Origin of the sequence: Clostridium sp. NSJ-49 (assembly GCF_014287725.1) — a bacterium.
Taxonomy (GTDB): Bacteria; Bacillota; Clostridia; order Clostridiales; family Clostridiaceae; genus Clostridium; species Clostridium disporicum_B.
The window spans coordinates 64,003-88,054 of sequence record NZ_JACOOP010000004.1 but is presented as its reverse complement, the minus strand read 5'-3'; the positions used below and the strand labels follow the sequence as shown (position 1 = coordinate 88,054).

Genomic DNA, 24,052 nt, shown 5'->3' with positions numbered 1-24,052 from the left:
TACAAAAAGTGGAGGGAATAAGGGGAGAATAAAAGATTATATTATTAAGAGAAGACTATTAATAATTATACTGTTAGTAATCATAGTAGCTGGAGTTGGTATAATTAATGTTGGGGTAGCTAAAGCTGAAGAAAGAAAAAGAATTTCTATAATTGAAGATTTGATATCTGAAGGTAGTTATGATGATGCAATTGAAAAAATAGATGAACTTACTGAAAAGTATAGTTATAAATTAGATAAGAAGATTACAGATTATCGAAGTATATTAGAAACATATAGATACATTGATTCATGTAAAGATAGCATAGAAATAAAAGGAATTATAGAATTATTAAAAGAAGATTATAGTGAATTGCTAAAGGATAATATATTTATAAAATTAAATGAAAGTTTATTACAAAAACAGAGTGATATAGATAATCATATAAAAGAAATGGAAAATATCAATATTTTTAAAGTGCAAATCGAGGAAGCTATAGATAGGGATATTGAAGAGGCTAAAACATTAATAGAGATTTTTAAAAGAGATTATCCAGATGAAGATATTTTGGCATTAGAAAATAAATTAAAAGAAAAAATTAGTAATATTGAAAAAGAAAAAGAACTTTTAAAGGAAGATGAAACTGTAATAGAAGAAGTAGAGTATGAAAAAGATATAAATAATTCTACTGGTATTCAAGAAAATAAATTAGGTATAGCTAATACAGTAGCAGCGCAAAATTCAAGTCAAATCATTACTGTAGTAAGTAATGGAGGGTCATATGGAGAACTAGTTATGTGGCAAAAGGATGGAAATGGCAATTGGTTTGAAGTAGATAGAGTGGCTGCAAGATTAGGTCAAAATGGAATGAAGTATGCAAGTGAAGTATATGAAATGGACAAATGTACACCGACAGGTATTTATACTGTTACAGAGGCTTTTGGAATCAATGGTAATCCGGGAAGTGGAGTGCCTTATAGAGAATTAGATGGTTCTGAATATTGGGTTGATGATGTAGATTAAGAATATTATAATACAATGCAATTTGGTGATCCAAATGGAAGATGGAACTCTGCAGAAAAGCTAGTAGATTTTCCGGGGTACTACAATTATTCTCTTGTAATAGATTATAATAGATGGCCGGTAATACCAGGAAAAAGTTCAGCTATATTCCTTCATTGTGATATGGGAATTTACACATATGGATGTGTAGCTATACCACAAAATAATTTAGTAAATTTGTTAACATGGTTAGATCCGAATAGTAATCCAGTAATGATATTAGATTTTACTTATGAGGATATATATAATAATTATTAAGAATCACTATAAATAACTTAAAAATATTTATAGGATTGCTTAAAAGGTTTAACACTTAAAAATCGATAAAGCTATATATAATAAAATGATATTAAAAATGAGTTATAGTGAATATATTAATTAAAAAATATTTAATATTATAATAAAATAACATAAATAATGATTAAAAAATGTAAAAATAGTATTGACATTGATTTAATGGTAATATATTCTATATTTAGAAATTGATTTTAATAAATTCGTTGAAGAGAAAAAGTAAGTATAGATTTGTTCTACAGAGAGTTGGCATTTTGCTGCAAGCCAATGTTCAAAATATAGCTGAAAAATCATCTCTGAGAAGTAAAGGTGAAAAGTTATTGAGTAATCTTTACCGGAGGCTCACCGTTAAAAGAGAGGCGTATTATAATGTACGTTTACTAAGTGCTATAATAGGTTTATTTTTTATAAGCTAATTTTATAGAATTAGGGTGGTAACGCGGTTAACCCCGTCCCTTTGTATTAAGGGACGGGTTTTTTATATTTAAGTGAAACTCTAAATATATACCTATATTGGCAAATGTAATCTAGATAACTGAAAAAGGGGGCGGTCGAATGGAGACAGACATTGATATTATAAAAATAGGTAATAGATATAAAGAATAATAGATTATTGGGGGACTTATCATGAAGAATTTATCAAGAAAAGATTTAGTATTAGTAAGCTTAATGCTTTTTTCATTATTTTTTGGAGCAGGAAATTTAATATTTCCACCTTTTTTAGGACAAGCAGCAGGTAGCGCTACTTGGGTGGCAATGGCAGGATTCTTTATAACGGCAGTAGGATTTCCTATTTTAGGAGTTGTGGCAGTTGCAAAATCTGGAGGATTATATTCACTAGCTAAGAGGGTTCATCCTGCATTTGCTGCAGTATTTACAGTTTTAATATATTTATCAATAGGGCCGGGACTTGGAATACCTAGAGCTGGAAGTTTACCTTTTGAAATGGCAGTTGCGCCATATTTGCCAGAAAGTATATCAACAACATTAGCATTATTTTTATTTACTTTAGTATTTTTCTCAGTTGCTTATTGGCTTTCTTTATCACCAGCTAAGCTTGTAGACCGTATGGGGAAGGTTTTAACTCCTACATTATTAGTATTAATTTCACTAATATTTATAGCTAGTATTTTTAGACCTATTGGAGCATATGGAGAAGCAACAGGAGAGTATGTGACATCTCCGTTTGTAAAAGGGTTCCTAGAAGGATATTTAACAATGGATACTATAGCAGCATTAAACTTTGGAATAGTAATATCATTAGCTATAAAGTCTAGAGGAGTATCCGATGAGAAGTTAGTTGTGTCAAATTCTATAAAAGCCGGAGTGATTGCTGGAAGTTTATTAATAGCTATATATGCAGTTTTAGGTCACTTAGGAGCAACTAGCGGAGGTAGATTTGGAACAACTGCAAATGGTGCACAAACATTAACTAATGTAATAACATATATATTTGGAAAACCGGGAGCTGTGTTGTTAGCAGTAATATTTACACTTGCTTGTTTAACAACTTGTGTAGGATTAATAACTTCTTGTAGCCAATACTTTGCAACTTTAACGTCTAAGGTTAGTTATAAAGGCTTTGTTAGAATATTAGCATTATTAAGTATGGGAATTGCAAATATGGGATTAACACAAATACTTTCTATATCAGTGCCGGTATTAAATGCAATTTATCCAATAGCTATTATGCTGATAGTTTTAGGGATGATGAACAGAGTGTTTAAAGGAAATACAATGGCGTATAGATTAACAATTATATTTACTGGTGTTGTTAGTGTAGTAGATGCATTAGGTCAAGTTGGAGTTGGAGTGGAGGCGCTTACAAAGTTATTTGAAAGATTACCACTTTACTCTCAAGGATTAGGATGGATAGTTCCAGCGGCAGTTGGAATGATATTAGGAGTATTAATGAAGGTAGTTAAAGAGAATGTAAAAACTGAAAAATTAGAAGTTAATTAAGATTAATTTAATGATTGTATAGACAATGTTTATTATGTATCTGTCTATACAATTATTTTTATTACTAAAAGTATTTGGTATATTTGTTTCATCAAAACAACGTTTACAATATGGAGGGGAAGAAATGAACTTTTATCAAAAATTTGAAGGTAAAATAATGGAATTTGGGACAAAGCTTAATAATCTAAAGGTATTAAGGGTTTTACGTGATTCATTTATGATATCATTTCCATTAATAATATTTGGATCAATAATGTTAGTTATAGCTAACTTACCATTTTTAGATAAAATATTAAATCCAGAAACATTAAATTCTTTAAAAACTTTCTTAGGACCAGCATCAATGACAACTATGTCAATAACAACAATCTTTGTTACTTTAGGTATTGGATATTACTTTAGTAAAGAAGAAGGGGTAGACCCTATATTCGGAGCAGCAATTTCTTTAGTATCTTTCTTACTTTTAACTCCTACTGCTGATGGTGGAGACTTAGGAAGTGTATTACAAATAGATAGATTAGGTGCTAAGGGAATGTTTATAGGTATGATAGCAGCATTTTTATCTGCATATATGTATACATTCTTTGTAAAGAAAAATTGGACAATAAAAATGCCAGATACAGTACCACCGGCGGTATCTAAGTCTTTTGCAGCTTTAATACCAGCAGTTTTTACATTATCAACTTTTTTAGTAATAAATATAATATTTACATTTACTCCATGGGGAAATCCACATGATTTTATATATGAAATAATACAAACACCTTTAACTAAATTAGGTAGTGGAATTGCAGCAACAGTAGTAGCAATATTTGCAGTTCAAATTCTATGGTTCTTTGGATTACATGGACAAATTATAGTAAATTCAGTAATGGATCCTATATGGAATACTTTATCACTTGAAAATTTAAATGCTTTCCAAGCTGGAGCAGAAATGCCAAATATAATAACAAAGCAATTTATAGAAACTTTTACAGTTGGGCTTGGTGGAACTGGGATGACTCTTATAGTAATATTAGCTATATTAATATTTATGAAGAGTAGACAATTAAAAGAAATAGCACGACTAGCAGCACCAGCAGGATTATTTAATGTAAATGAACCAGTTACATTTGGATTACCAATAGTTTTAAATCCAATAATAGCTATTCCTTGGATAATAGCCCCAGTTGTAGCAACTTTAGTAGCATATTTTGCAATGGCATCAGGATTAGTACCAGCAACAACAGGAGTTGCAGTTCCTTGGACAACACCAGTATTAATAAGTGGATTCCTAGCTACAAATTCTATTGCAGGTTCAATACTTCAATTAGTACAGATGGCAATAGTATTAGTTATATGGTTCCCATTCTTAATGGCATTAGATAAGAGAAATTGTGACTTAGAGAAAGAAGAAAAAAGTGCATAGTATAACTACAAGTTAAACGAAACGTGAACTAATATGATATTATAAATGATAAAATTAATAACTATAGAAACCAATCGAGGAGTTAAAGTTTTAAAGCCTATGTTATATTTCTTACACTATTAATTTTATCATTTTTTATATGGTATAATTTACTTACTTAATTTGTTCAATAACTATATGAAGTGAAAAAACTATCTTTTAGCATAAAAAACTATAGAATTATTAAAATGTTTATTTATAGAGTATTCATAAACTCGTCCGTTAGTAAGATATCCTATATTTTCAACTTGAATGGCTAGATTTGAATCTTGCTTATTAGAAAGCTCCATCTCTTCGTTAGTAAGGATTACTGCAGAGATATTTTTTATGCCATGAGAAATTTCATAATCATTATCATATTCAATATATGAAAGAAGACTTGCTTCACAATTTGGTTTTGTAAGATTAGGAAAAAGTGATATAGGCATATATATATATTCAATATGATCTATTTTTGTATTAATACATCTTAATCGAGTTATATACCAAACCTTTGACCCTTTATCTATTTGTAATTTTTCACAAATATTATCGTCAGCAACTATTTGTTTTAAATTTAGAACCTTAGTATGTATATCTTTAGCAGAATAAAGATCATATTGAGAGCTTAAATTTAAAGAATATGTGCAAGGTAATTCATTTACAAAAGTTGGGCCACCATGAGATTTCCTAGCATAACCTCTTTCTATTAACACATCCATTACTTTTCTTATAGTATGTCTATTACATTCATATTTTTGAGCAAGATTACTTTCAGAAGGAAATTTTGAATTTACTTCTAATTCACCACAAACTATGCTTTCTATTAAATCTTTTAATATATCTTTACTTTTCAAAATTTAACTTCTCCTTTAGCTTAGTATATTTTAATAATATTACAGTAAGAAAATATTTTCAATAAATCAGTGAGAGGTTATTTATATTTCATTTTGTATAGACAAATGCTGAAAATCTTTATGATAAATATTAGAATTAGGATAATAAAATAGATTTGGAGGTACGATTATGGCTAAATATAAATTTCCAGAAAATTTTACTTGGGGAGCAGCAACTTCAGGCCCACAAACTGAAGGATGGACAGATAAAAAGAACTTTAGTATATATGATTATTGGTTTCAAATTGAACCAGAAAAATTTCATAATGGTGTAGGTCCAGAGATAAATTGTGATACTTATAGAAAATATAAAGAAGATGTTGAGCTTATGAAAGAAATCGGTTTAACTAGCTTTAGAACATCAATACAATGGACAAGACTTATAAAAAATTTCGATACATGTGAAGTAGATCCAGTTGCAGTAGAGTTTTACAATAATTATATTAACGAAATAATAGAAGCAGGAATAGAACCGTATATAAATCTTTTCCATTTTGATATGCCTATAGAATTACAAAATAGAGGTGGATGGGAAAATAAAGAGGTTGTAGATTTATATGTTAAGTATGCGACTAAATGTTTTGAGCTATTTGGGGATAGAGTTAAGAAATGGTGTACTTTTAATGAACCAATAGTTCCAGCTGAAGGTGGATATCTTTATAAATTTATGTATCCTAATATAGTAGATTTCAAGAGAGCTATTCAAGTTGGATATAACACTATAGTAGCTCATTCAAAAGCAGTTGAAGCTTTTAGAAAGTTAAATACAGGTGGAGAAATAACAATAGTTTTAAATCTTACTCCATCATATCCAAGATCTCAAGATGAAAAAGATTTAGAGGCATCAAGAATTGCAGATGGAATATTTAATAGATCGTTCTTAGATCCAGTAGTTCATGGTACATTCCCAAGTGATTTAGTAGAATTACTTAAAGAAAATAATTTAATGCCTGAATATACTGAGGAAGAATTAGAAGTAATTAAGAATAATCCAATAGATTTCTTAGGAGTTAACTATTATCAACCAAGAAGAGTAAAGGCTAAGGAAACAGAAGTAGACGTTAATGCACCTATAATGCCAGAAACTTTCTTTGATTATTATGATATGCCAGGAAAAAGAATGAATCCATATAGAGGATGGGAAATAGCACCACAAGTAATGTATGATGTAGCTGTTAACATAAAAGATAATTATAATAATATTCCATGGTATATTTCAGAAAATGGTATGGGAGTTGAAGGTGAAGAAAGATTTAGAGATGAGAATGGTGTAATAAATGATGATTACAGAATAGATTTCGTAAAAGAACACTTAACATATCTTCATAAAGGAATACAAGAAGGGTCAAACTGCTTCGGATACCACTTATGGACATTTATAGATTGTTGGTCATGGGCAAATTCATTTAAGAATAGATATGGATTTGTAGCTTTAGACTTAGAATCAGGAAAAAGAACTGTAAAGAAATCAGGAAGATGGATAAAAGAAGTATCTGAAACTAACGAATTTGAATATTAAAATAGAAAAGAAGTGAAGGTCTATAATTTTAAGCCCTTCACTTCTTTTTTAGAATTCAATTTTATCTTTAATTATACATATTCCTTGAGTCATAGTTCCCATAGGACAATACACACACCAGGAGTTAGGCTTATAAATAAGCATAGTAACTATTCCAAGAATTGTTGAAGTTATCATTATACTATAAAATCCAAAGGCAAATTGAGCAATCCATGGAGTTATATGAGAATAATCGGCAAAATTCCAAGGTAACTTAAAGGTCCATAGAAGTGTTATAACTTCTTTTAGTGTGTTGGTACCATTAAACACTAAGTAAGTGTTAAATATCATATTAATAAACATGGATAAAAAGAAGATTAAGAATCCGTATCTAAAGTATTTATACTTCAAAAACTTAGGCATAGGTTTATTTCTAGAAAGTTTACATTTATTTCCTAGCGTGTTTAAAAGCTGACCTCTACCACAGTAGCTATTGCAATATGTTTTTCCACCACCGAATATTGATATTAACAATGGAATAGAGAAGCATAATAAACCAAGCCAAGCAAATAAAATATTAAAAAGTCCTAAAAATAAATACACGGTAGATAAAATCCACATATATTCAGACCAATGTTTTTTCTTATTTTTCTTAATAATGTATAAAACCTCCTATTTAACTTCTATAGTAGATGCAGGACAAGCTTTTGCACATTTACTACATCCTACACATTTATCAAAATCTACTTTAGAGTAAATTCCTTTATATATTGTAATAGCATTAAAAGGACAAGCTTTTTCACAAATTCCACAAGCAACACAGTATGTTTTATCTACATAAGCTTTTTTTCGAATAAATTTTTTTTCCACAATTAAATCCCCCTTCATAAAAATAAATTTTCACAAAATTTAATATAAGTACACGGTTATAATATATATATTGTATGTGATTTAATCACTAAGAGTATAAGTAGAAAAAGGGTATATTTTTAATATGAGGTGATAAAGAAAAATGACTTATAATATAGAAGATTTATATGAAGCTTATCCAGTTTTAAAAAAAGTTGATAGAAGTTTTAATGGAGTAATAAGTAAAAAAGTAATTTATAAAGAGTTATTAGCCAGTGAACATTTAACTACCAATGGAACTAGTTGTACAGGCTTTTTATTTGTTTTAAGTGGAGATATTAAGATTCAAAGGATAGGATATGATGGTGAAGAAACTAATCTTTATAATATTGGAAGAGGGGAGCTTTGCCATGAGGCATTAAGTTGCTTTTTGAAGTGTGAACCATTAAATATAATAGGAAAAGCAACACAAGATTCTAGAATTTGTATTATACCATTTGATATAGTTGAAAATTACCTTTTGAATAATGTGGATTTTTTAAAAGAAATGTATAGAGACTTACATTCTAAATTTAATTTAATAATTGGGACTAAGGAAGAAGTGAAGCATGAATCATTACAAAAAAGGTTGGTAAAGTTATTAATAAGTAAAAAAAGTAAAAATATTTATGCAACACATGCTGAGATAGCTTTTGAATTAGATTCAGCTAGAGAGGTTATTAGCAGACGGCTTAAGGAATTAGAAAAAGAGGGATATGTAAAACTTACAAGAGGAAAAATACAAATAATAAAAGATTTAAATGAATTAATGTAATCAAGTCACAAAAGTTTTAAGAATTTATGAGTAAACTATAGATATACAAGAGATAAATAAATTTCAAAAACATAAATAACAACATTTTAGGAGGAAAAGTTATGTTTGGATTTTTTAATAGAAATACAGGAAAATCAATAAATGTAAATGATATAGATAGTTTAGTAGGAAAGGTTGAACTTATAGATATAAGAGAGCCTTATGAATATAATAGTGGTTCAATTGTGAGTGCAAAGAATATTCCAATGAAAATCCTTTTAGGAAATCCATCAAAATATTTATCTAAGGATAAAGAGTACTATATAATGTGTCAATCAGGTGGAAGAAGTTCTATGGCATGTAGTGAGCTAGCTAAGATGGGATATGATGTTATTAATGTGTCTGGTGGTATTGGGTCATATTTAGGAAGAAATAGAAATTAAAGAGGTGATATTGAGATGAATAAAAAAATTTTAATTGTAGGTGGAGTTGCTGGTGGGGCATCTGCAGCGGCTAGGTTAAGAAGAAATAGTGAAAAAGATAAAATCATAATGTTTGAAAAGGGGCCTCATGTATCATTTTCAAACTGTGCACTTCCATATCATTTAAGTGGAACTATAGAAGCACCAAATAGATTAGTGCTTATGAGTCCAGAAAAATTTAAGGCTCAATATAATATTGAGGCGAGGGTAAATAGTGAAGTTGTATCAATAGATAGACAAAATAAAGAGATTGAAGTGAAAAATATACTTACTGGAGAGGTATATAGAGAGAAATATGACAAACTTATTCTTTCACCAGGAGCAAGACCAATAGTGCCTAATATTCCAGGTATAGAAAATGTTAATGTATTTACTATAAGAAACGTTATTGATATTGATAAATTAAATAGATTTATTAAGGAAATAGAAGTTAAGGATGTTGCTGTAATTGGTGGTGGATATATAGGAGTTGAAGTTGCTGAAAATTTAATTGAAGGCGGATATAACGTTTCATTAATAGAAGCAACATCTCAAATATTAAAACCTTTTGATTATGATATGGTTCAAATTCTTCATAAAGAGATAATGGATCATGGGATAAATTTAATAATTGAAGATAAGGTTATAAGTTTTGAAAAGGATAAGATTGTTTTAGATTCAGGAAAGAATATAGATGCAAAAGCTATAGTTATGGCAATCGGTGTAACTCCAGAAGTTGAATTAGCAAAAGCTGCTGGATTAGAAATTGGAGAAACTGGAGCAATAAAAGTAAATAGTAATTATAGAACTAATGATGAAGATATATATGCAGTAGGAGATGCAATAGAAGTATATAATGCATTAACTTGCATGAGTACAAAATTATCATTAGCGGGTCCTGCACAAAAAGCTGCTAGAACAGTAGCAGATCATATAAATGGTAAAACAACTGCTAATAAAGGATACATTGGATCATCTGCCATTAAAGTCTTTGATTATAATGCAGCATCAACTGGATTAAATGAATCTTTAATTAAAGTTTTAGATATGAAGATAAAATATGATATAGTTAGAATTATTCCGTCAGATAAAGTAGGAATAATGCCTGACTCATCACCAATGCATTTTAAGCTTATATTTGAAGTTCCTACAGGAAGAGTGTTAGGAGCTCAAGCTATAGGTAAAGGCGATGTAATAAAAAGAATTGATGTCATAGCTACAGCTATTAAGTTTGGTGCTACAGTAGAAGATTTAAAAGATTTAGAATTATGCTATGCACCACCATTTGGAACAGCAAAAGATGTAGTTAATTATGCTGGCTATGTAGCATCAAATCTTTTAAATGGAGAATTTAAACAAGTTAATGTTGATAAAGTAAGAGAACTGGTTGAGGAAGAAGCTTATATAATTGATGTTAGGGAAAGAATGGAATATGAAAATGGTCATATAAAAGGAGCGATTAATATTCCATTAAGTGAATTACGAGATAGAGTAAACGAAATACCTAAAGATAGACCTGTATATTTACACTGTAGAACAGGACAAAGAAGTTATAATGCAGTATTAGCCTTACAAAATTTAGGGTTTGGCAATGTAGTAAATATTACAGGAAGTTATTTAGCACTATCTTATTATGAATATTATAATGATATAGCTAAAAATAGAGAAAGTATAATGACAAAGTATAATTTTAAGTAATTGCACACTAAATAGGAAAGTGTAGCATTTATACTATTTATAAAATTTATTGTGACAAAATAAAGAATTTCAAATATAATATATAATATATTACAAATTCAGAGATGAGGGAGAGTAGCGAAATCAAGCTTCATTAAAGAGAGTTAGGGATGGTGAGATCCTAACAAGAAGAAATTTTGTGAATGGGCCTCTTAGAAGTAAAGGGAAATACAGTTTTGTAAAGTACTGGCACCGTGAGCTGCACGTTATAGCAGATAGAATATGTTAGTATTCGAAATTGAGAGGCTTATTATATTTTTATAATAGCAATTTAGGTGGTACCGCGGATTATAACTCCGTCCTATTTTTATAGGACGGAGTTTTTTTATTCTATATTTAATTATAGGTGTTTATTTTGGAGGTGAGTTTATGGTTTGAAGTTTCTTATCAAGTAAAGAAGACTTGGAAGTAATTAAAAAAGAATATAAATATATTTGGAGGAATAATAAAATGAAAAGAAATAGTAATACAAAAAAATAGTTATCAATGCTTTACTTTTAGGAATAGGAGCGATTTTACATCAAATTACACCTGCTTTAGGAATACCTATGCAACCAGATTTTGCATTAGCTATGTTGTTTATTGTAATGATTATAAATTTTGGAGATTATAAAACATCATTAATTGCTGGAATAGTAACTGGAATTTTTACTGCTTTAACCACAAAGTTTCCTTTAGGACAAGTTCCTAATATAATAGATAAGATAGTTACAGTAAATCTAATATATATCTTAATGATATTTATGAAACAATTCGTAAAAAGAGGATTTGAAATTAATAATATGAAGTTAAGTATAATAGCAATAATATTTAGTTTAGGAACTTTAATTAGTGGCACAACATTTTTAGTATCAGCACAAATTTTAGTTGGACTTCCTATGAATTTTGGAATACTATTTACAACTGTAGTATTGCCAGCAGTAATAATAAACTCAATAGCAGGTATATTCTTATATAAAATAGTAGTTTCTTCATTAAAAAGAATTGCTATATAAATCTACAATTTAAAATGAACACTTGTGACTTAATTATATTTAATTTTACTTTTCTATTTAAACAGTATATTCTTATAATAAAGAAGGAAATATAAAAAGAGGTGTGTAGTATGATAAGTGTATGTCCAGAATGTTCAGGAATAAATATAGATAGATTAGAAAAGGAATTTGGAAAAGATAATATTGATTATAGATGTATTGGAGAATGTGGAGGACGAGATGGAATAGTACTTGGATATACTAAAAGAACATTTATCCAAGCTGAAAGCGATGATGAGTTTATTGAAATAGTAAAAAAATTATAGTATGTACAAATAAAAGGAGTTGTTATTAACAACTCCTTTTAAGTATTAAAAAGATATTATTTTATCCCCACATTGTGAAGCCACCTAAGTGACCAATAAATGCACCAACGATTCCGATTACAAGTAAAAGAGCTATACAAGTAACTGGCTTCCAACCTTTCTTCTTAAGTAAGAAGAATAATAATAATGTTAAAGCTAGAGGAATCATTTGAGGTAATACACCATCTAATATAGCTTGAATATCGATTGGAGCTTCACCATTTGGTATTACGATTCCTAATTTAGTTGCACCATAGTTAGAAGTTAAAGCACCAACTATGAATACACCTAGCATAGAAGCAGCACGTGTAAATTCTTTAGCATTCTTAGTTAAAATATCAATTGCCTTAGAACCTAGGTTGTAAGACCAGTGCATTAACCAATATCTTACACCAAATTGAACAGCATTGAAGATTAATAAGAATAATATTGGACCAGCTAGTGAACCATTGATTGCCATATTAGCAGTGATACCAGCAGTAATTGGAACTAGTGTAAACCAGAAGATAGCATCTCCGATTCCACCTAAAGGTCCCATAGCAGCAACTCTTACGGCTCTGATAGTATTTGTATCTGCTTTTTGTTGCTCTAAAGAAAGAATTATACCCATAACGAAAGTTACTAAGAATGGGTGAGTATTAAAGAATTCTAGGTTGTGTTTCATAGATTTAGATAAATCATCTTTATTAGTATGAATTTCTTTTAATCCAGGTAATATACCATATAACCATCCTGCAGCTTGCATTCTTTCATAGTTAAAAGAAGCTTGTAGGAATAATGAACGCCAAACCATTTTGTTTAAAGTTTTCTTGTCAAGTTGTTTAGCTGGAGTTAAATCTTTATATTGAGTTGAATTAAATTCCATCTTCGTCATCTCCTCCCCCTACTGGTGCATAAGCTGCACTGCTCTTCATTTTTACGTTAGTTTGGAAGTCATAGATAGCAACAGCGATTCCGATAAATGCGATAATTAATAGAGCTGAACCACTTAATCCGTCTATCTTTCCAATTATTGTTGCTAGAGCAAAACCAGCGAAGTAAATACCCCATAAATCGTTTGATAACATGATACGTAAAAGTATTGCAAATCCAACATAACGCATCATTCCACCAGCAGCACTAAGTCCGCTCATGAACCAAGCAAATTGTTCAGATAATGCAGTTAATGTTTTACCAGCAGCAGCACCACCGATTAAACCGATAACAACTACTAAAGCAAAGAATAATCCTAAAGCACCCATTGCTAGATAGTTAAGATTTTCAATTCCTTTTGTATTCGCATCTTCAGCATATTTATCAGCTTTTGACATTAATGGAGACATGATTGTGAATAGTAAAGTTACACAATATTGTCCGATTAATGCGAATGGAACAGCTAGTCCAACAGCTGCAGCTGGATCTAGTTTAGAAGAAATAGCAAATACAACTGCCATTATTCCACCAATAACAGCATTTGGAGGTTGAGCTCCTCCGATTGGCATATTTCCGATTGTCATTAATTGATAAGTACCACCTACTATAAGACCGGTTTGTAAATCACCAAGAATTGCACCGACAACAGCACCAGATACAATTGGTTGGTATAATGATTCTAAGAAACTGAATTGGTCTATACCTGCAATAAATGCAAATACTGCAACCAATAAGATTTGTACTACATTAAAATCCATTATTGTAATCCCCCTTATTTAATATTTAGTTTTTTTATAATGACCTTAAAAAGGTATTATTTGAATAGTTTATCAAGGCTTTCTGCACTTTCAGTAGGAACTCTTCTAATTTCAAGTTCTACACCTAAGTCTTTTAATTTTCTAAATGCTTCTACGTCCTTATCATCTACCGCGACAGAACCAGCAACTTGTCTCTTACCTTGAGCCATATGCATATTTCCAATATTAACTTTCTTTATTGGAACACCGCCTTCAACTAGCTTTAATACATCAGAAGGAGTTTCGCAAACTATGAAGATAAATTGCTTTGCGCTAGCTTTGTGAATTGTGCTTATAGTTTTTTCAAGAGTCCAGTAACGAGTTGAAGCATAAGATGGAGCAGCCATATCCATTAAACCTTGTCTAAGCTTGTCCCCAGCAACAACATCGTTAGCAACTAGAATTAGGTTTGCTCCGATGGAACTACACCATTGAGTTGCAACTTGTCCATGAATTAATCTGTTATCTATTCTTGTTAAAACGATATTTGGCATATTTTCACCTCCTTTATTAACAAATTGTAAAAAGTTATTAACTCTTTATATTTATTATAAAACTAACAAAAGATGGAATCTTTGGATTTTTTAATAATTGTTTTATGTTTTTTAACAACGTTTACAAAAAGGTTAAAAATACGATGATTTTTTTATGTTAAATATAATTTCAAAGCATAAAACGCGAAAAATAGGCATTATTGTAATGATAGTAAATAATTGACAAAGATTATAATTATATTACAATATAGTTGTATAAAAGAATAGAATTAAATAGGGTATTTATATATTTATCGTAAGGGTTTTTATTAAAAATATTATGTATATCATAATGAAGTGAAATTATGAATATATTATGTTAGGACAACCTTCCGTTGAGAAGATTTTCGAGTTCCAATATGATAAATATTTAAAATGAGAGAGGGGATTTGCTATGTATGATAAAACATCAAGCGCTCAATTTAAAAAATACGGTTCTATTTATGATGAACCAAAGGATCTGCATAGTGATGAATTGATACAAAGGGAAGTGGTAACTACTGATAGAGTAATTTCTAGTTTGTATCATTTTTCAGAACCAGTGTATGTAGAGGTCAAGGATGGAATGGCTTATATATTAATTGGTGATTCAAGTGATGGAGAATTTAAATTATTTGGAATACATAGGAATTTAGAAATTAAGGCTAATATGTATTTCAATATAATTCCTATGATGGATCAGGTAAAATTTAATTTAATAATTCCACCTAACTATAATTTAAACATTGAATTTCTAAATCCACCATATGAGTATAATAGAATTTTACCAACAATTAATATACCAGAAATAATGGCATATTATTATACAATAAAAAGTCCAAACTATAAGTTTAAAGGTGAAAGACATAATATATATGAATTAACCTTTGTAGATAACGGAACATTAGAAACATCAATTGATAATGTAAGTTATACTTTGAATTCTTATGACTTGATTATTTATGGAAAAAATCAGCTTCATACTCAGAATGTAAATAGCGATTCATCATGTTCATACTTAACTGTTATGTTTGATATGGAATGTAAAGATGATAGTTTAATTTGCAATAGAGTATTTCACTGTAGAAAAGAGTTATACAAGGCAATAAGAACCTTTGCAAAAAATATATCATCTACGTTGCCTTATACGCAGAATTTAATATTAAGTAATTTTCATGAAATAATTATTAGATTATTCCAGTATGATTATTTAGGTACAGAGTCAGATAAATTACCCACTGAAACTCAGCAATATTTTCAAGACGAACTATTAGAAGGAATTTTAGCTTATATTGATAAGATGGTCTGTGAACCTATTACAATTGAAGAACTTTGTGGTAAGTTTTCAGTATCTAGGTCTTCATTACAAACATTATTTAAAAATAATTTAAATACTTCGCCTAAAAAGTATATTAATGATTTAAAGTTAGCTAAAAGTAAACTATTAATAAAAGAAAATAAATATACTATTAGTGAAATAGCATTTATGTTAGGGTTTAGTTCAATTCATTACTTTTCAAGAGCTTTTACTCAACACTTTGAGATAAGTCCTAGTGAATATGCACAAACTGTATTTAAGTCTTAATTAAGCAATTGAAATAAAGTGCGAGGCACTTTGGTGAAAAGTTTGACTTCGTAAAAGGGGAAAATGTCACTGACGTGACAGTGAAAATATTGCCTATGGCAATAGTAAAAAGTGTCTACATTAGTACCTTTCACTTTAAGTTAAGTTAACTTTTCCCTGCTACGCTAGTAGCCTTTTCACTTCGTGAAGTCGACCTTTCACCAGTGAATTTCGCTCGCACTTTATTTTTTAAGCAACACTTTGAATAGCATATCTAGATACAGTAACTACTACATTTTTAGCAACTTCTACATCTACAGTATCATTTCCTACTTTAACTACTTTACCATAAACGCCACCACAGAACATAACTTTAGTTCCAGGTTTTAATTCAATATGAAATTCTTTAATTTCAGATGTTCTTTTTTTAAGGTTTTTTGCTGAGATAAATAATAATATCATAGCTGCTATTCCTACTAATACTGCTACTGTGATACATGTCCACATAACAACTTCCCAATTTATCATATTAGATACCATCCTCGCATTCAACATCTTCATGTACAATAAATTCAAATTTTAAAATTCCGCTTCTTCCAACTTCTAAAGCACTTTTTGATAATAAAGATAAATCATCTATCATATCTTTAGTCATAGATATTTCAAGGGCCATAGGTAAATTTGTTCCACCTATTACTTCCATAGGTTTATTAATTTCTGTTTTCACTTCAACTAGAGTTTTAAAAGGTGAACCTCCAGCTAAATCAGCAAGAGCTAAGATACTATCACAATTATCTAAAGATTTTAAAGAAGTATAGTATTTTTCTTTAAGAGTTTCTGTTGAGTCTGTTTCTTCAAAATCTACATATTCAACATTAATTGGTTCCCCTGCAATTAGTTTTAAAGAAGAACGTAAACCTGATGCAAAGTTTCCATGACCACTAATTATTAATCCAACCATATTTATTCATCCTCTCTCAATTCCTTATAAGTTATTTTTATTTACATGTATATGGATATAATGTAACACCTTTAACAACACGGTTTACTTCTCCAGATGGGCAAGGGTTATCTGGTGTTAAATCCATTGATAAAGATTTTAATACTGCTAAAGTTTGTGCAAATGTAATATATGCTAAACCTAACTCAGCATTATTTGCATTTGAATTAATATTATAAGATACTGTGTAATCAGCTAAAGTGTCTAATTCTTCTGAATGCTTGTCTGATACAACTACTAACTTATTATTCTTTCTTTGAGAACTGATCTCTCTAATTAAATCTAATTCATATTTATAAGTATATTCATCGTTACTAACATAAACGACTGTTAATGTAGAATCATCAATGATAGATTTTGGACCATGTCTGAATCCTAATGGAGTATCAAACACTGCAACTGTTTTTCCAGCAGTTAATTCAAGCATCTTTAATGAAGATTCTTGTGATATACCTTTTAATGTATTGCTACCTAAATAAACTATTCTTTCAAAATTAAATTCATCAATTATTTTAGATGCAATTTTATAATTATTATCTAAGAAATTTTGAGTAGAAGAGCAAACTTTATTTAACATGGATTCTTTTTGCTCTAGTTCATCTAGGTTAAAGCAAAGATATGCAGCTAGATACATATTTGAAAAACTAGAAGTCATAGCAAATGATTGATCATGAGTTTCATCAGTAAGATTTATTGCATAGCAATTATCAAGTTCATCTGCCATTTTAGAAAGTGCACCATCTTTATTGCAAGTAATAAATAAATTATATAAATTATTACAAACTACAGAAGCAGCTTCAACAGCACCTATTGATTCTGGAGAATTACCTGAACGGCCAAAACTTACTAATAATGTTGGCTTAGTTTTTGAAAGATAATTTTCAGGTGTAGCAACTATATCTGTTGTTCCATAAGATTTAACCTTGTAATTTAATTCCTTATTTAAGTAAGAATATAATGAGTTACCAATAAACTCACTAGTACCAGCACCGGTTAAGATAACATCAAAGTCATCACATTTGATAACTTTATCTATAAAAGATTGTATAGCTTGTTTGCTTTCTTTAATTTGATTTAATGTTTTTAACCATGTTTTAGGTTGTTGGTAAATTTCTTTTAAAGTAAATGAGGAAAGTGTTTTCTTCATTTGCTCTTCATTAATATTAAATATATTCATAAAAATATCCCCTCCACTGTATTTTAAACTTTATAAATTTTAAGCTGAGCTTTATTAATTTTAATTATAATGAAGAGCTATTTAAATACAATGGAAGTGCTGAAAGATATAATATGTATGTTAAAAAGTGCAAATATTAGAAAAATAAACTTATGTATAATTAAAGTAATGATATACAAGGAGGATGACTATGTTAATACAAAGTAAAAAAGTTTGGATAGCAGATCAATTTATTCCAGCTCAAATTGAGATTGATTATAATAAAATAATTAATATTTATAACTATAATGAAAAGAGCGGAGCTCTAGATTATGGTGATAGGAGAATTGTTCCAGGATTTATAGATGTTCATTGTCATGGAGCATATGGCTTTGATACAAATGATGCTAATGAACAAGGTCTTAGAAATTGGACAAAGGGTATAGTTAGTGAGGGAGTTACATCAATACTACCAACAACTATAACTCAAAGTAATGAAGTTCTTACTAAAGCTGTGGCTAATGTAGCTAAGGTTGTAGAGGAAGGATATGATGGAGCCGAAATATTAGGAATACATTTTGAGGGACCATATCTTGATATGGAGTATAAAGGAGCTCAACCGAAGCAGTTTATTACTAAACCTACAGTAAGAGAATTTCAAGCTTATCAAAGAGCAGCAAAAGGATTAATAAAATATGTAACTTTGGCAACTGAAACGGATGAGGATTATGAGCTTACAGAGTACTTGTTTAAAAATGGAATAGTTGCAAGTATAGGACATTCTGCAGCAACTTATGAAGAAGCTGTACTTGCTTTTGCACATGGAGCTAGATCACAAACCCATGTATATAATGGAATGACTCCATTTAATCATAGAAAAAATGGACTAGTTGGAGCAGCTTATAGAATTAAAGGAATGTATGGTGAAGTTATTTGTGATGGAAATCATTCAACTTTAGCAGCTCTATATAATTTTTTCAATGCTAAGGGACCAGATTACGGAATTATGGTTACAGATGCATTAATGGCTAAAGGGTATGAGCCTGGAACTAAATTTATTTTTGGTGGAAATGAAATAGAAATATATGAAGATGGTAGTGCTCATTTAGTTGATACTAAAGGATTGGCTGGATCTACATTAAGGATGAATGAAGGGCTTAGAATATTAGTTGAAGAAGCGATGGTACCATTTAATTATGCAATTAATGCATGTACTGTAAATCCTGCAAGATGTTTAGGAATTGACAACCGTAAGGGAAGAATAGGGGTCGGGTATGATAGCGATTTGGTAGTTCTTAATCATGACTATTCTGTACATCAAACATATTGTTTAGGAAAGGCGATGTTGTAATGAAGAAACATGTTACTAATTTGGCAGGAAATAATTTGTATTTAGACGTATATGGAAATACGGTTTATTACAATATCTTTGATAAGAAAGGCTATATTATATCAAAAGAAGTAGAGCAAAAGTTTAGATTGTTATATTACAGATATTCAATTATTGTTATAGTTTTAATCTTGTTAGGAGACTATTTTAAGTCATTACAGAATACTCTTATTATAGGAGTTGGAGCTGTAGTTTTAGTAGAACTATATTTTAGAGCAATATATCTAAAAAAGCTAAAATCAATAAAGAATTTTAAGAGAGATAAAAAGGTTTCTAAGTTAGAAGTTATTGTTAGAAGCAAAGAAAAAGAAAAAATAGTGATGAAAGCATGTGCATATATGCTATTAAGTATATTAATCGTACTAAATGCAATACAACAAAACTTTAATATAGGTTTTATGATTTTAAGTGGAATAGTAGCTATATATAGTATCTATTCAGGAGTTCTTAATATAGTAGCTGTTAATAAAATGAAAAAAATATAAATTTAGCATATACAAAGTAAAAATCGAGGGAGAAGAGGTATTATGGAATTAATTACAACTAAACAAATTTTAAAACAAGCTCAAGAAGGGAATTATGCTATAGGCGCATTTAATGTTGAAAATATGGAGATGGTTATGGCTGTTATTAGTGCAGCTGAGGAGATGAATGCTCCTGTTATAATGCAAACTACTCCATCTACAGTAAAATATGCAGGTCTTGATTACTTTTTAGCAAATGCAAAAGTTGCTGCTAGTAAAGCGAAGGTTCCAGTAGTTATGCATCTAGATCATGGGTCAAGCTTTGAGTTAGCAGCTCAAGCACTTAGAGCAGGATATACTTCAATTATGATAGATGGATCTCATAGTGATTTTGAGAGTAATATAGAAATATCAAAGGCAGTTGTAGATATGTGTAAACCTTCAGGAGTAGCGGTTGAAGCTGAGCTTGGAAAAGTTGGAGGCAAAGAAGATGATTTAGATGGTGGAGATGGAGATTTATATACAGATCCATTAGAAGCTAAAGAGTTTGTTGAAAGAACAGGTGTTGACTCATTAGCTATTGCAATAGGAACAGCTCATGGGATGTATAAAGGTGAACCTAAGTTAGATTTAGAAAGACTTTCAGAAATAAGAAAAGTTGTATCAGTTCCACTTGTATTACATGGAGGATCAGGTATTCCAGATTGGAAGGTACAAGAGGCAATTAAGAGAGGAATTTGTAAAGTTAATTATGCAACAGAATTAAGAATTGCTTATACGCATGGAGTAAATACGTATCTTAAAGAAAATCCTGATACAATAGATCCTAAGAAATATAATAAAGCAGGAATTGATGAAGTTAAAAAGTTTGTAATAGAAAAGATAAAAGTTTGTGGTTGTCAAAATAAAGCATAAGGCTAAATGTTGGACAAGTATCGTGTAAAAAGTATCTATGTATAAAAGATATAAAATAGGTTGATAAAGAAAGAGGAACATATTAAATGTTCTTCTTTTTTATAGCTTATGATATAATTTATATGTAGAATTTTATAAGGAACAAATGAATGGTATGAAAAAATTGGGAGGGTTTATATGGGAAGAACAAATATAATTAATATTACAAAAAGTTATTTAGATAAAAGAGGATATAATAATATAAACTTTGATAATGGATATGGAGTTGTTGTTTTTGAAAAGGTTAAGATATTCTTTTATCCAGGAAATGAGGTTTTAAGAATAACAGCTATACCAACAGATAGAAAGTATAAGATATATAAAGATTTTAATATAGAAGGAACCAGTATAGGAAATATACTACTTAAATACCAACCAGATAAAAGTAATTCAGAGTTAATGTATGATATTTATGAGAAGTATGTAACTGATTCAAATATTGATAAAGTAGCAATATTTTTCTTAAATAATACACAGGATATTTTTAATGACGTTGAAAGTGATGAGTTGCACTAGGTAAAAGTTAAATAGGAATAAAAAAACTAGTAGATTAATTTTAATTCTACTAGTTTTTTATTTGTTTTTAATATTATTGAAAAACTTTTTAAGCAATTTTAAGTAGTATTCTTTTATGATCTTAAAAAGAAAAAAGTTAGGTATATAAAAAATAAAACTTAATTGATAAATCTTCAATTTAAAGAGTTTTTTTGATATTTAAATTAACAAAATGGTTAAATAAATAAACCATAATTAATAAAATGATAAATATAAATGCTGATATATATAAATTTACCATAAAGTTCTTGAAAAAACTATCAAAATGATATAATATATAGACAAGAGAAATAAGAGGTAAAAAACCAGTTATTAACCGAAGGAGGACGAATAGTGGATAACTCAAGAGAACAATGGGGATCGAAATTAGGATTTATTTTGGCTGCAGTAGGATCGGCAGTAGGATTAGGAAACATATGGAGATTTCCATATGTAGTTTATGAAAATGGAGGAGGAGCTTTTTTAGTTCCATACTTTGTTGCTATATTTACAGCAGGTATACCTATATTAATACTTGAATATGGAATGGGGCATAAATTTAGAGGATCAACACCTCTTTCAATTGCTAGAGCAAATAAAAAGTGGGAATGGCTTGGATGGTGGCCAGTGGTTACAGCATTTTTTATTTTAAGTTATTATTCAATGATATTAAGTTGGGCTATGAAATATTTTACACTAAGCTTTAATAAAGGCTGGGGAAGTAATACAGATGCATTTTTCCATAATGACTTTTTACAGCTTACTAGTTCACCGTTTGAGCTAGGAAATATTATATGGGCTGTTCTTATAGGAATATTTTTAGTTTGGGGAATAGGTTGGTTTATATGTTATAAAGGTGTTAAAGGTGGAATTGAGAAATTAAATAAAGTATTATTACCGATATTAATAGGGATAATGGTTATTATAGTTGTTAGAGGAGTAACTTTAGAAGGAGCTACTTTAGGATTAAATAAATTATTTACTCCAGATTGGAGCAGGCTTACAGATCCGAAGGTTTGGATATCAGCTTATGGACAAGTATTCTATTCATTAAGCTTAGCAATGGGAATAATGATGACTTATTCAAGTTACTTACCTAAGAAAACAGATATAAATAATAGTGCTTTCATGACTGCTTTTGCAAATTGTGGATTTGAGTTCTTATGTGCTATAGGTGTATTTGCTATTTTAGGATTTATGGCAACAAGTCAAGGTGTTGGAATAGATGAGGTTGTTTCAAGTGGAGTTGGACTTGCCTTTGTAGTATTCCCAGAAGTATTTACAGCTATGGGTTCATGGGGAACTATATTAGCAGTTTTATTCTTTGCTTGTTTAGTTTTTGCAGGATTAACTTCAGTAGTATCATTAGTCGAAGCTATAGCATCATCGGTGATAGATAAAACAAATTGGGAGCGTAAAAAGGTAGTTTCAGGAATTTGTATTTTAGGTGTGGCAATGAGTGCTATTTTTGCTACAGGTGCAGGTTTATACTTATTAGATATAATTGATAACTTTGTAAATTGCTATGCTATAGTTGGAGTAGGCTTACTTGAAGCTATATTAATAGGATGGATAATTAAACCAGAAGTTATAAGAAATCATGTAAATAAAATATCATATTTTAGAATCGGAAAATGGTGGGATTTTATAGTTAAGTTTGTAACACCAATGATGTTAATAATAATGCTAGTACAGAGTTTAACTGCTGAATTTAAGAATCCATATGCAGGATATCCACTTGCGGCAACGCTTCTATATGGATGGGCAGTTATTGGCTTTGGAATAATATTAGGATTATTAATTAGTAAGAAACCTTGGAAAAATAAAGATTTGAATAAAGTAGATGAAGAAGAGGAGGTTGCGATTTAATATGACAGGAACATCAATAATATTTTTCGCATTAGGAGCAGTAGTCCTTTGGGGTGGTTTAATCACTACATTAACTATAACAATAAAAAATGAGAGAAAATCTGCTTCATAAAAATAAAGAATTATACTTAGAAGATAGATTAACTTTAATTCACACAGTTTAATAAGAATATCATTACTATATAAAAAATAGAGCTATACAGATTTTTGTATAACTCTATTTTTATTTGAATTTAAATTTGAAAAGTTGAAAAACTATTATTGACAGTTAGAAAAAAAAGAGTATAATGAGGTTAAAACACACCCCCCACCTGGGAGGGGGTAAGGAGGAAATATGGACGAAAGAAAGAATGCTATTCAAAGTTTAAAAGTAGCTAAAGGACAAATTGAAGGAATAATAAATATGATTGAAGATGAGAGATATTGTGTTGATATTTCAAACCAAATAATAGCAGTACAATCATTATTAAAAAAAGCTAATATGCAAATCCTAAGAAGACATATAAATCACTGTGTTTCCGATGCAATATTAGAAAATAAAGGTGAAGAAAAGATAGATGAAATTATGAAAATATTTGAGAAAATATCAAAGTAATGATAAGA

Annotated in this window: 27 protein-coding genes and 2 other annotated features; of the genes, 18 read left to right on the top strand and 9 right to left on the bottom strand. The window is 29.5% G+C overall.

The window, feature by feature from the left end; genetic code table 11:
- Window positions 1-160 precede the first annotated feature (160 nt).
- From H8S10_RS02340 to celB, 4 genes are all read left to right on the top strand, one after another.
- Window positions 161-1,003 carry a hypothetical protein gene (locus H8S10_RS02340; protein WP_186837818.1) on the top strand — a complete coding sequence of 281 codons (843 nt, stop codon included), beginning with the start codon at window positions 161-163 and terminating at the stop codon, window positions 1,001-1,003.
- A 15-nt stretch (window positions 1,004-1,018) separates the two neighbouring features.
- A complete protein-coding gene (locus H8S10_RS02335) occupies window positions 1,019-1,300 on the top strand; it encodes a hypothetical protein (RefSeq protein ID WP_186837817.1) in 282 nt (93 codons plus the stop codon).
- Window positions 1,301-1,533: 233 nt separating this feature from the next.
- Window positions 1,534-1,796 (top strand) — a binding site (T-box leader).
- Window positions 1,797-1,963: 167 nt separating this feature from the next.
- Window positions 1,964-3,298 carry a branched-chain amino acid transport system II carrier protein gene (gene brnQ / locus H8S10_RS02330; protein WP_186837816.1) on the top strand — a complete coding sequence of 445 codons (1,335 nt, stop codon included), beginning with the start codon at window positions 1,964-1,966 and terminating at the stop codon, window positions 3,296-3,298.
- A gap of 124 nt (window positions 3,299-3,422) precedes the next feature.
- Window positions 3,423-4,706, top strand: a complete 1,284-nt coding sequence (gene celB / locus H8S10_RS02325; RefSeq protein ID WP_186837815.1) for a PTS cellobiose transporter subunit IIC — start codon at window positions 3,423-3,425, stop codon at window positions 4,704-4,706.
- Between the two features lie 191 nt (window positions 4,707-4,897).
- Here the strand turns inward: celB and H8S10_RS02320 are convergent, their stop codons facing one another.
- Window positions 4,898-5,581, bottom strand: coding sequence for a GntR family transcriptional regulator (locus tag H8S10_RS02320; RefSeq protein WP_186837814.1), 684 nt, complete (start codon window positions 5,579-5,581; stop codon window positions 4,898-4,900).
- A 166-nt stretch (window positions 5,582-5,747) separates the two neighbouring features.
- Between H8S10_RS02320 and H8S10_RS02315 the strand changes: the two genes are divergently transcribed.
- Window positions 5,748-7,139: a glycoside hydrolase family 1 protein gene (locus H8S10_RS02315; RefSeq protein ID WP_347707661.1), complete on the top strand. Its 1,392-nt coding sequence runs from the start codon at window positions 5,748-5,750 to the stop codon at window positions 7,137-7,139.
- Between the two features lie 48 nt (window positions 7,140-7,187).
- Here H8S10_RS02315 and H8S10_RS02310 read toward each other — a convergent pair whose 3' ends face one another.
- The gene (locus H8S10_RS02310) at window positions 7,188-7,739 is read right to left on the bottom strand and encodes a 4Fe-4S binding protein (RefSeq protein ID WP_186837812.1); all 552 of its coding nucleotides are present in this window, start codon (window positions 7,737-7,739) and stop codon (window positions 7,188-7,190) included.
- A gap of 51 nt (window positions 7,740-7,790) precedes the next feature.
- On the bottom strand, window positions 7,791-7,988 hold the full coding sequence (locus H8S10_RS02305) for a 4Fe-4S binding protein (RefSeq protein ID WP_055264195.1): 198 nt from the start codon (window positions 7,986-7,988) through the stop codon (window positions 7,791-7,793).
- A 142-nt stretch (window positions 7,989-8,130) separates the two neighbouring features.
- Here H8S10_RS02305 and H8S10_RS02300 point away from each other — a divergent pair, with 142 nt between their 5' ends.
- The 5 genes from H8S10_RS02300 (at window position 8,131) to H8S10_RS02280 (ending at window position 12,258) form a co-directional block, all read left to right on the top strand.
- Window positions 8,131-8,781 (top strand): Crp/Fnr family transcriptional regulator, encoded by a 651-nt coding sequence (locus tag H8S10_RS02300; RefSeq protein ID WP_055264197.1) that lies wholly within the window; start codon window positions 8,131-8,133, stop codon window positions 8,779-8,781.
- 101 nt (window positions 8,782-8,882) lie between these two features.
- Complete coding sequence (locus H8S10_RS02295; RefSeq protein ID WP_186837811.1) at window positions 8,883-9,203, top strand: rhodanese-like domain-containing protein; 321 nt, start codon at window positions 8,883-8,885, stop codon at window positions 9,201-9,203.
- A 15-nt stretch (window positions 9,204-9,218) separates the two neighbouring features.
- Window positions 9,219-10,919 carry an FAD-dependent oxidoreductase gene (locus H8S10_RS02290; protein ID WP_186837810.1) on the top strand — a complete coding sequence of 567 codons (1,701 nt, stop codon included), beginning with the start codon at window positions 9,219-9,221 and terminating at the stop codon, window positions 10,917-10,919.
- A gap of 92 nt (window positions 10,920-11,011) precedes the next feature.
- Window positions 11,012-11,265, top strand: a binding site (T-box leader).
- 169 nt (window positions 11,266-11,434) lie between these two features.
- Window positions 11,435-11,953 carry a tryptophan transporter gene (locus H8S10_RS02285; protein ID WP_186837840.1) on the top strand — a complete coding sequence of 173 codons (519 nt, stop codon included), beginning with the start codon at window positions 11,435-11,437 and terminating at the stop codon, window positions 11,951-11,953.
- 110 nt (window positions 11,954-12,063) lie between these two features.
- Window positions 12,064-12,258, top strand: a complete 195-nt coding sequence (locus H8S10_RS02280; RefSeq protein ID WP_055264205.1) for a hypothetical protein — start codon at window positions 12,064-12,066, stop codon at window positions 12,256-12,258.
- 61 nt (window positions 12,259-12,319) lie between these two features.
- Here H8S10_RS02280 and H8S10_RS02275 read toward each other — a convergent pair whose 3' ends face one another.
- Genes H8S10_RS02275 through agaV form a run of 3 tightly spaced genes read right to left on the bottom strand, consistent with a single transcriptional unit; the run spans window position 12,320 to window position 14,500 of the window.
- Entirely contained in the window at window positions 12,320-13,162 is an 843-nt protein-coding gene (locus H8S10_RS02275; RefSeq protein WP_055264207.1) for a PTS system mannose/fructose/sorbose family transporter subunit IID, read from the bottom strand.
- Window positions 13,152-13,967, bottom strand: coding sequence for a PTS sugar transporter subunit IIC (locus tag H8S10_RS02270; RefSeq protein ID WP_055264209.1), 816 nt, complete (start codon window positions 13,965-13,967; stop codon window positions 13,152-13,154). The genes H8S10_RS02275 and H8S10_RS02270 overlap by 11 nt, the downstream gene beginning before the upstream one ends.
- 56 nt (window positions 13,968-14,023) lie before the next feature.
- A complete protein-coding gene (gene agaV, locus H8S10_RS02265) occupies window positions 14,024-14,500 on the bottom strand; it encodes a PTS N-acetylgalactosamine transporter subunit IIB (protein ID WP_055264211.1) in 477 nt (158 codons plus the stop codon).
- A gap of 433 nt (window positions 14,501-14,933) precedes the next feature.
- On the opposite strand from agaV, the gene H8S10_RS02260 reads away from it, so the two are divergent.
- Entirely contained in the window at window positions 14,934-16,103 is a 1,170-nt protein-coding gene (locus H8S10_RS02260) for an AraC family transcriptional regulator (protein WP_055264213.1), read from the top strand.
- Window positions 16,104-16,331: 228 nt separating this feature from the next.
- Here the strand turns inward: H8S10_RS02260 and yajC are convergent, their stop codons facing one another.
- The 3 genes from yajC to H8S10_RS02245 are packed head-to-tail and all read right to left on the bottom strand — an operon-like array spanning window position 16,332 to window position 18,259.
- A complete protein-coding gene (gene yajC, locus H8S10_RS02255) occupies window positions 16,332-16,610 on the bottom strand; it encodes a preprotein translocase subunit YajC (protein WP_055264215.1) in 279 nt (92 codons plus the stop codon).
- A gap of 1 nt (window position 16,611) precedes the next feature.
- The gene (agaF, locus tag H8S10_RS02250) at window positions 16,612-17,043 is read right to left on the bottom strand and encodes a PTS galactosamine/N-acetylgalactosamine transporter subunit IIA (protein WP_186837809.1); all 432 of its coding nucleotides are present in this window, start codon (window positions 17,041-17,043) and stop codon (window positions 16,612-16,614) included.
- 37 nt (window positions 17,044-17,080) lie between these two features.
- Window positions 17,081-18,259 (bottom strand): SIS domain-containing protein, encoded by a 1,179-nt coding sequence (locus H8S10_RS02245; protein WP_186837808.1) that lies wholly within the window; start codon window positions 18,257-18,259, stop codon window positions 17,081-17,083.
- A gap of 190 nt (window positions 18,260-18,449) precedes the next feature.
- On the opposite strand from H8S10_RS02245, the gene nagA reads away from it, so the two are divergent.
- The 7 genes from nagA to H8S10_RS02210 all read left to right on the top strand — a co-directional run bounded on the left by nagA (window position 18,450) and on the right by H8S10_RS02210 (window position 24,044).
- Entirely contained in the window at window positions 18,450-19,589 is a 1,140-nt protein-coding gene (gene nagA, locus H8S10_RS02240) for an N-acetylglucosamine-6-phosphate deacetylase (RefSeq protein WP_186837807.1), read from the top strand.
- On the top strand, window positions 19,589-20,113 hold the full coding sequence (locus tag H8S10_RS02235) for a hypothetical protein (RefSeq protein WP_186837806.1): 525 nt from the start codon (window positions 19,589-19,591) through the stop codon (window positions 20,111-20,113). The genes nagA and H8S10_RS02235 overlap by 1 nt, the downstream gene beginning before the upstream one ends.
- Before the next feature lie 42 nt (window positions 20,114-20,155).
- Window positions 20,156-21,007, top strand: coding sequence for a tagatose-bisphosphate aldolase subunit GatY (gene gatY / locus H8S10_RS02230; protein ID WP_055264224.1), 852 nt, complete (start codon window positions 20,156-20,158; stop codon window positions 21,005-21,007).
- Between the two features lie 177 nt (window positions 21,008-21,184).
- A complete protein-coding gene (locus H8S10_RS02225) occupies window positions 21,185-21,562 on the top strand; it encodes a hypothetical protein (RefSeq protein WP_055264226.1) in 378 nt (125 codons plus the stop codon).
- A 372-nt stretch (window positions 21,563-21,934) separates the two neighbouring features.
- A complete protein-coding gene (locus H8S10_RS02220) occupies window positions 21,935-23,449 on the top strand; it encodes a sodium-dependent transporter (RefSeq protein ID WP_055264228.1) in 1,515 nt (504 codons plus the stop codon).
- Window position 23,450: 1 nt separating this feature from the next.
- Window positions 23,451-23,561 (top strand): MetS family NSS transporter small subunit, encoded by a 111-nt coding sequence (locus H8S10_RS02215; protein WP_148315740.1) that lies wholly within the window; start codon window positions 23,451-23,453, stop codon window positions 23,559-23,561.
- A gap of 222 nt (window positions 23,562-23,783) precedes the next feature.
- Complete coding sequence (locus H8S10_RS02210) at window positions 23,784-24,044, top strand: metal-sensing transcriptional repressor (RefSeq protein ID WP_055264230.1); 261 nt, start codon at window positions 23,784-23,786, stop codon at window positions 24,042-24,044.
- The last annotated feature ends 8 nt before the right edge of the window (window positions 24,045-24,052 follow it).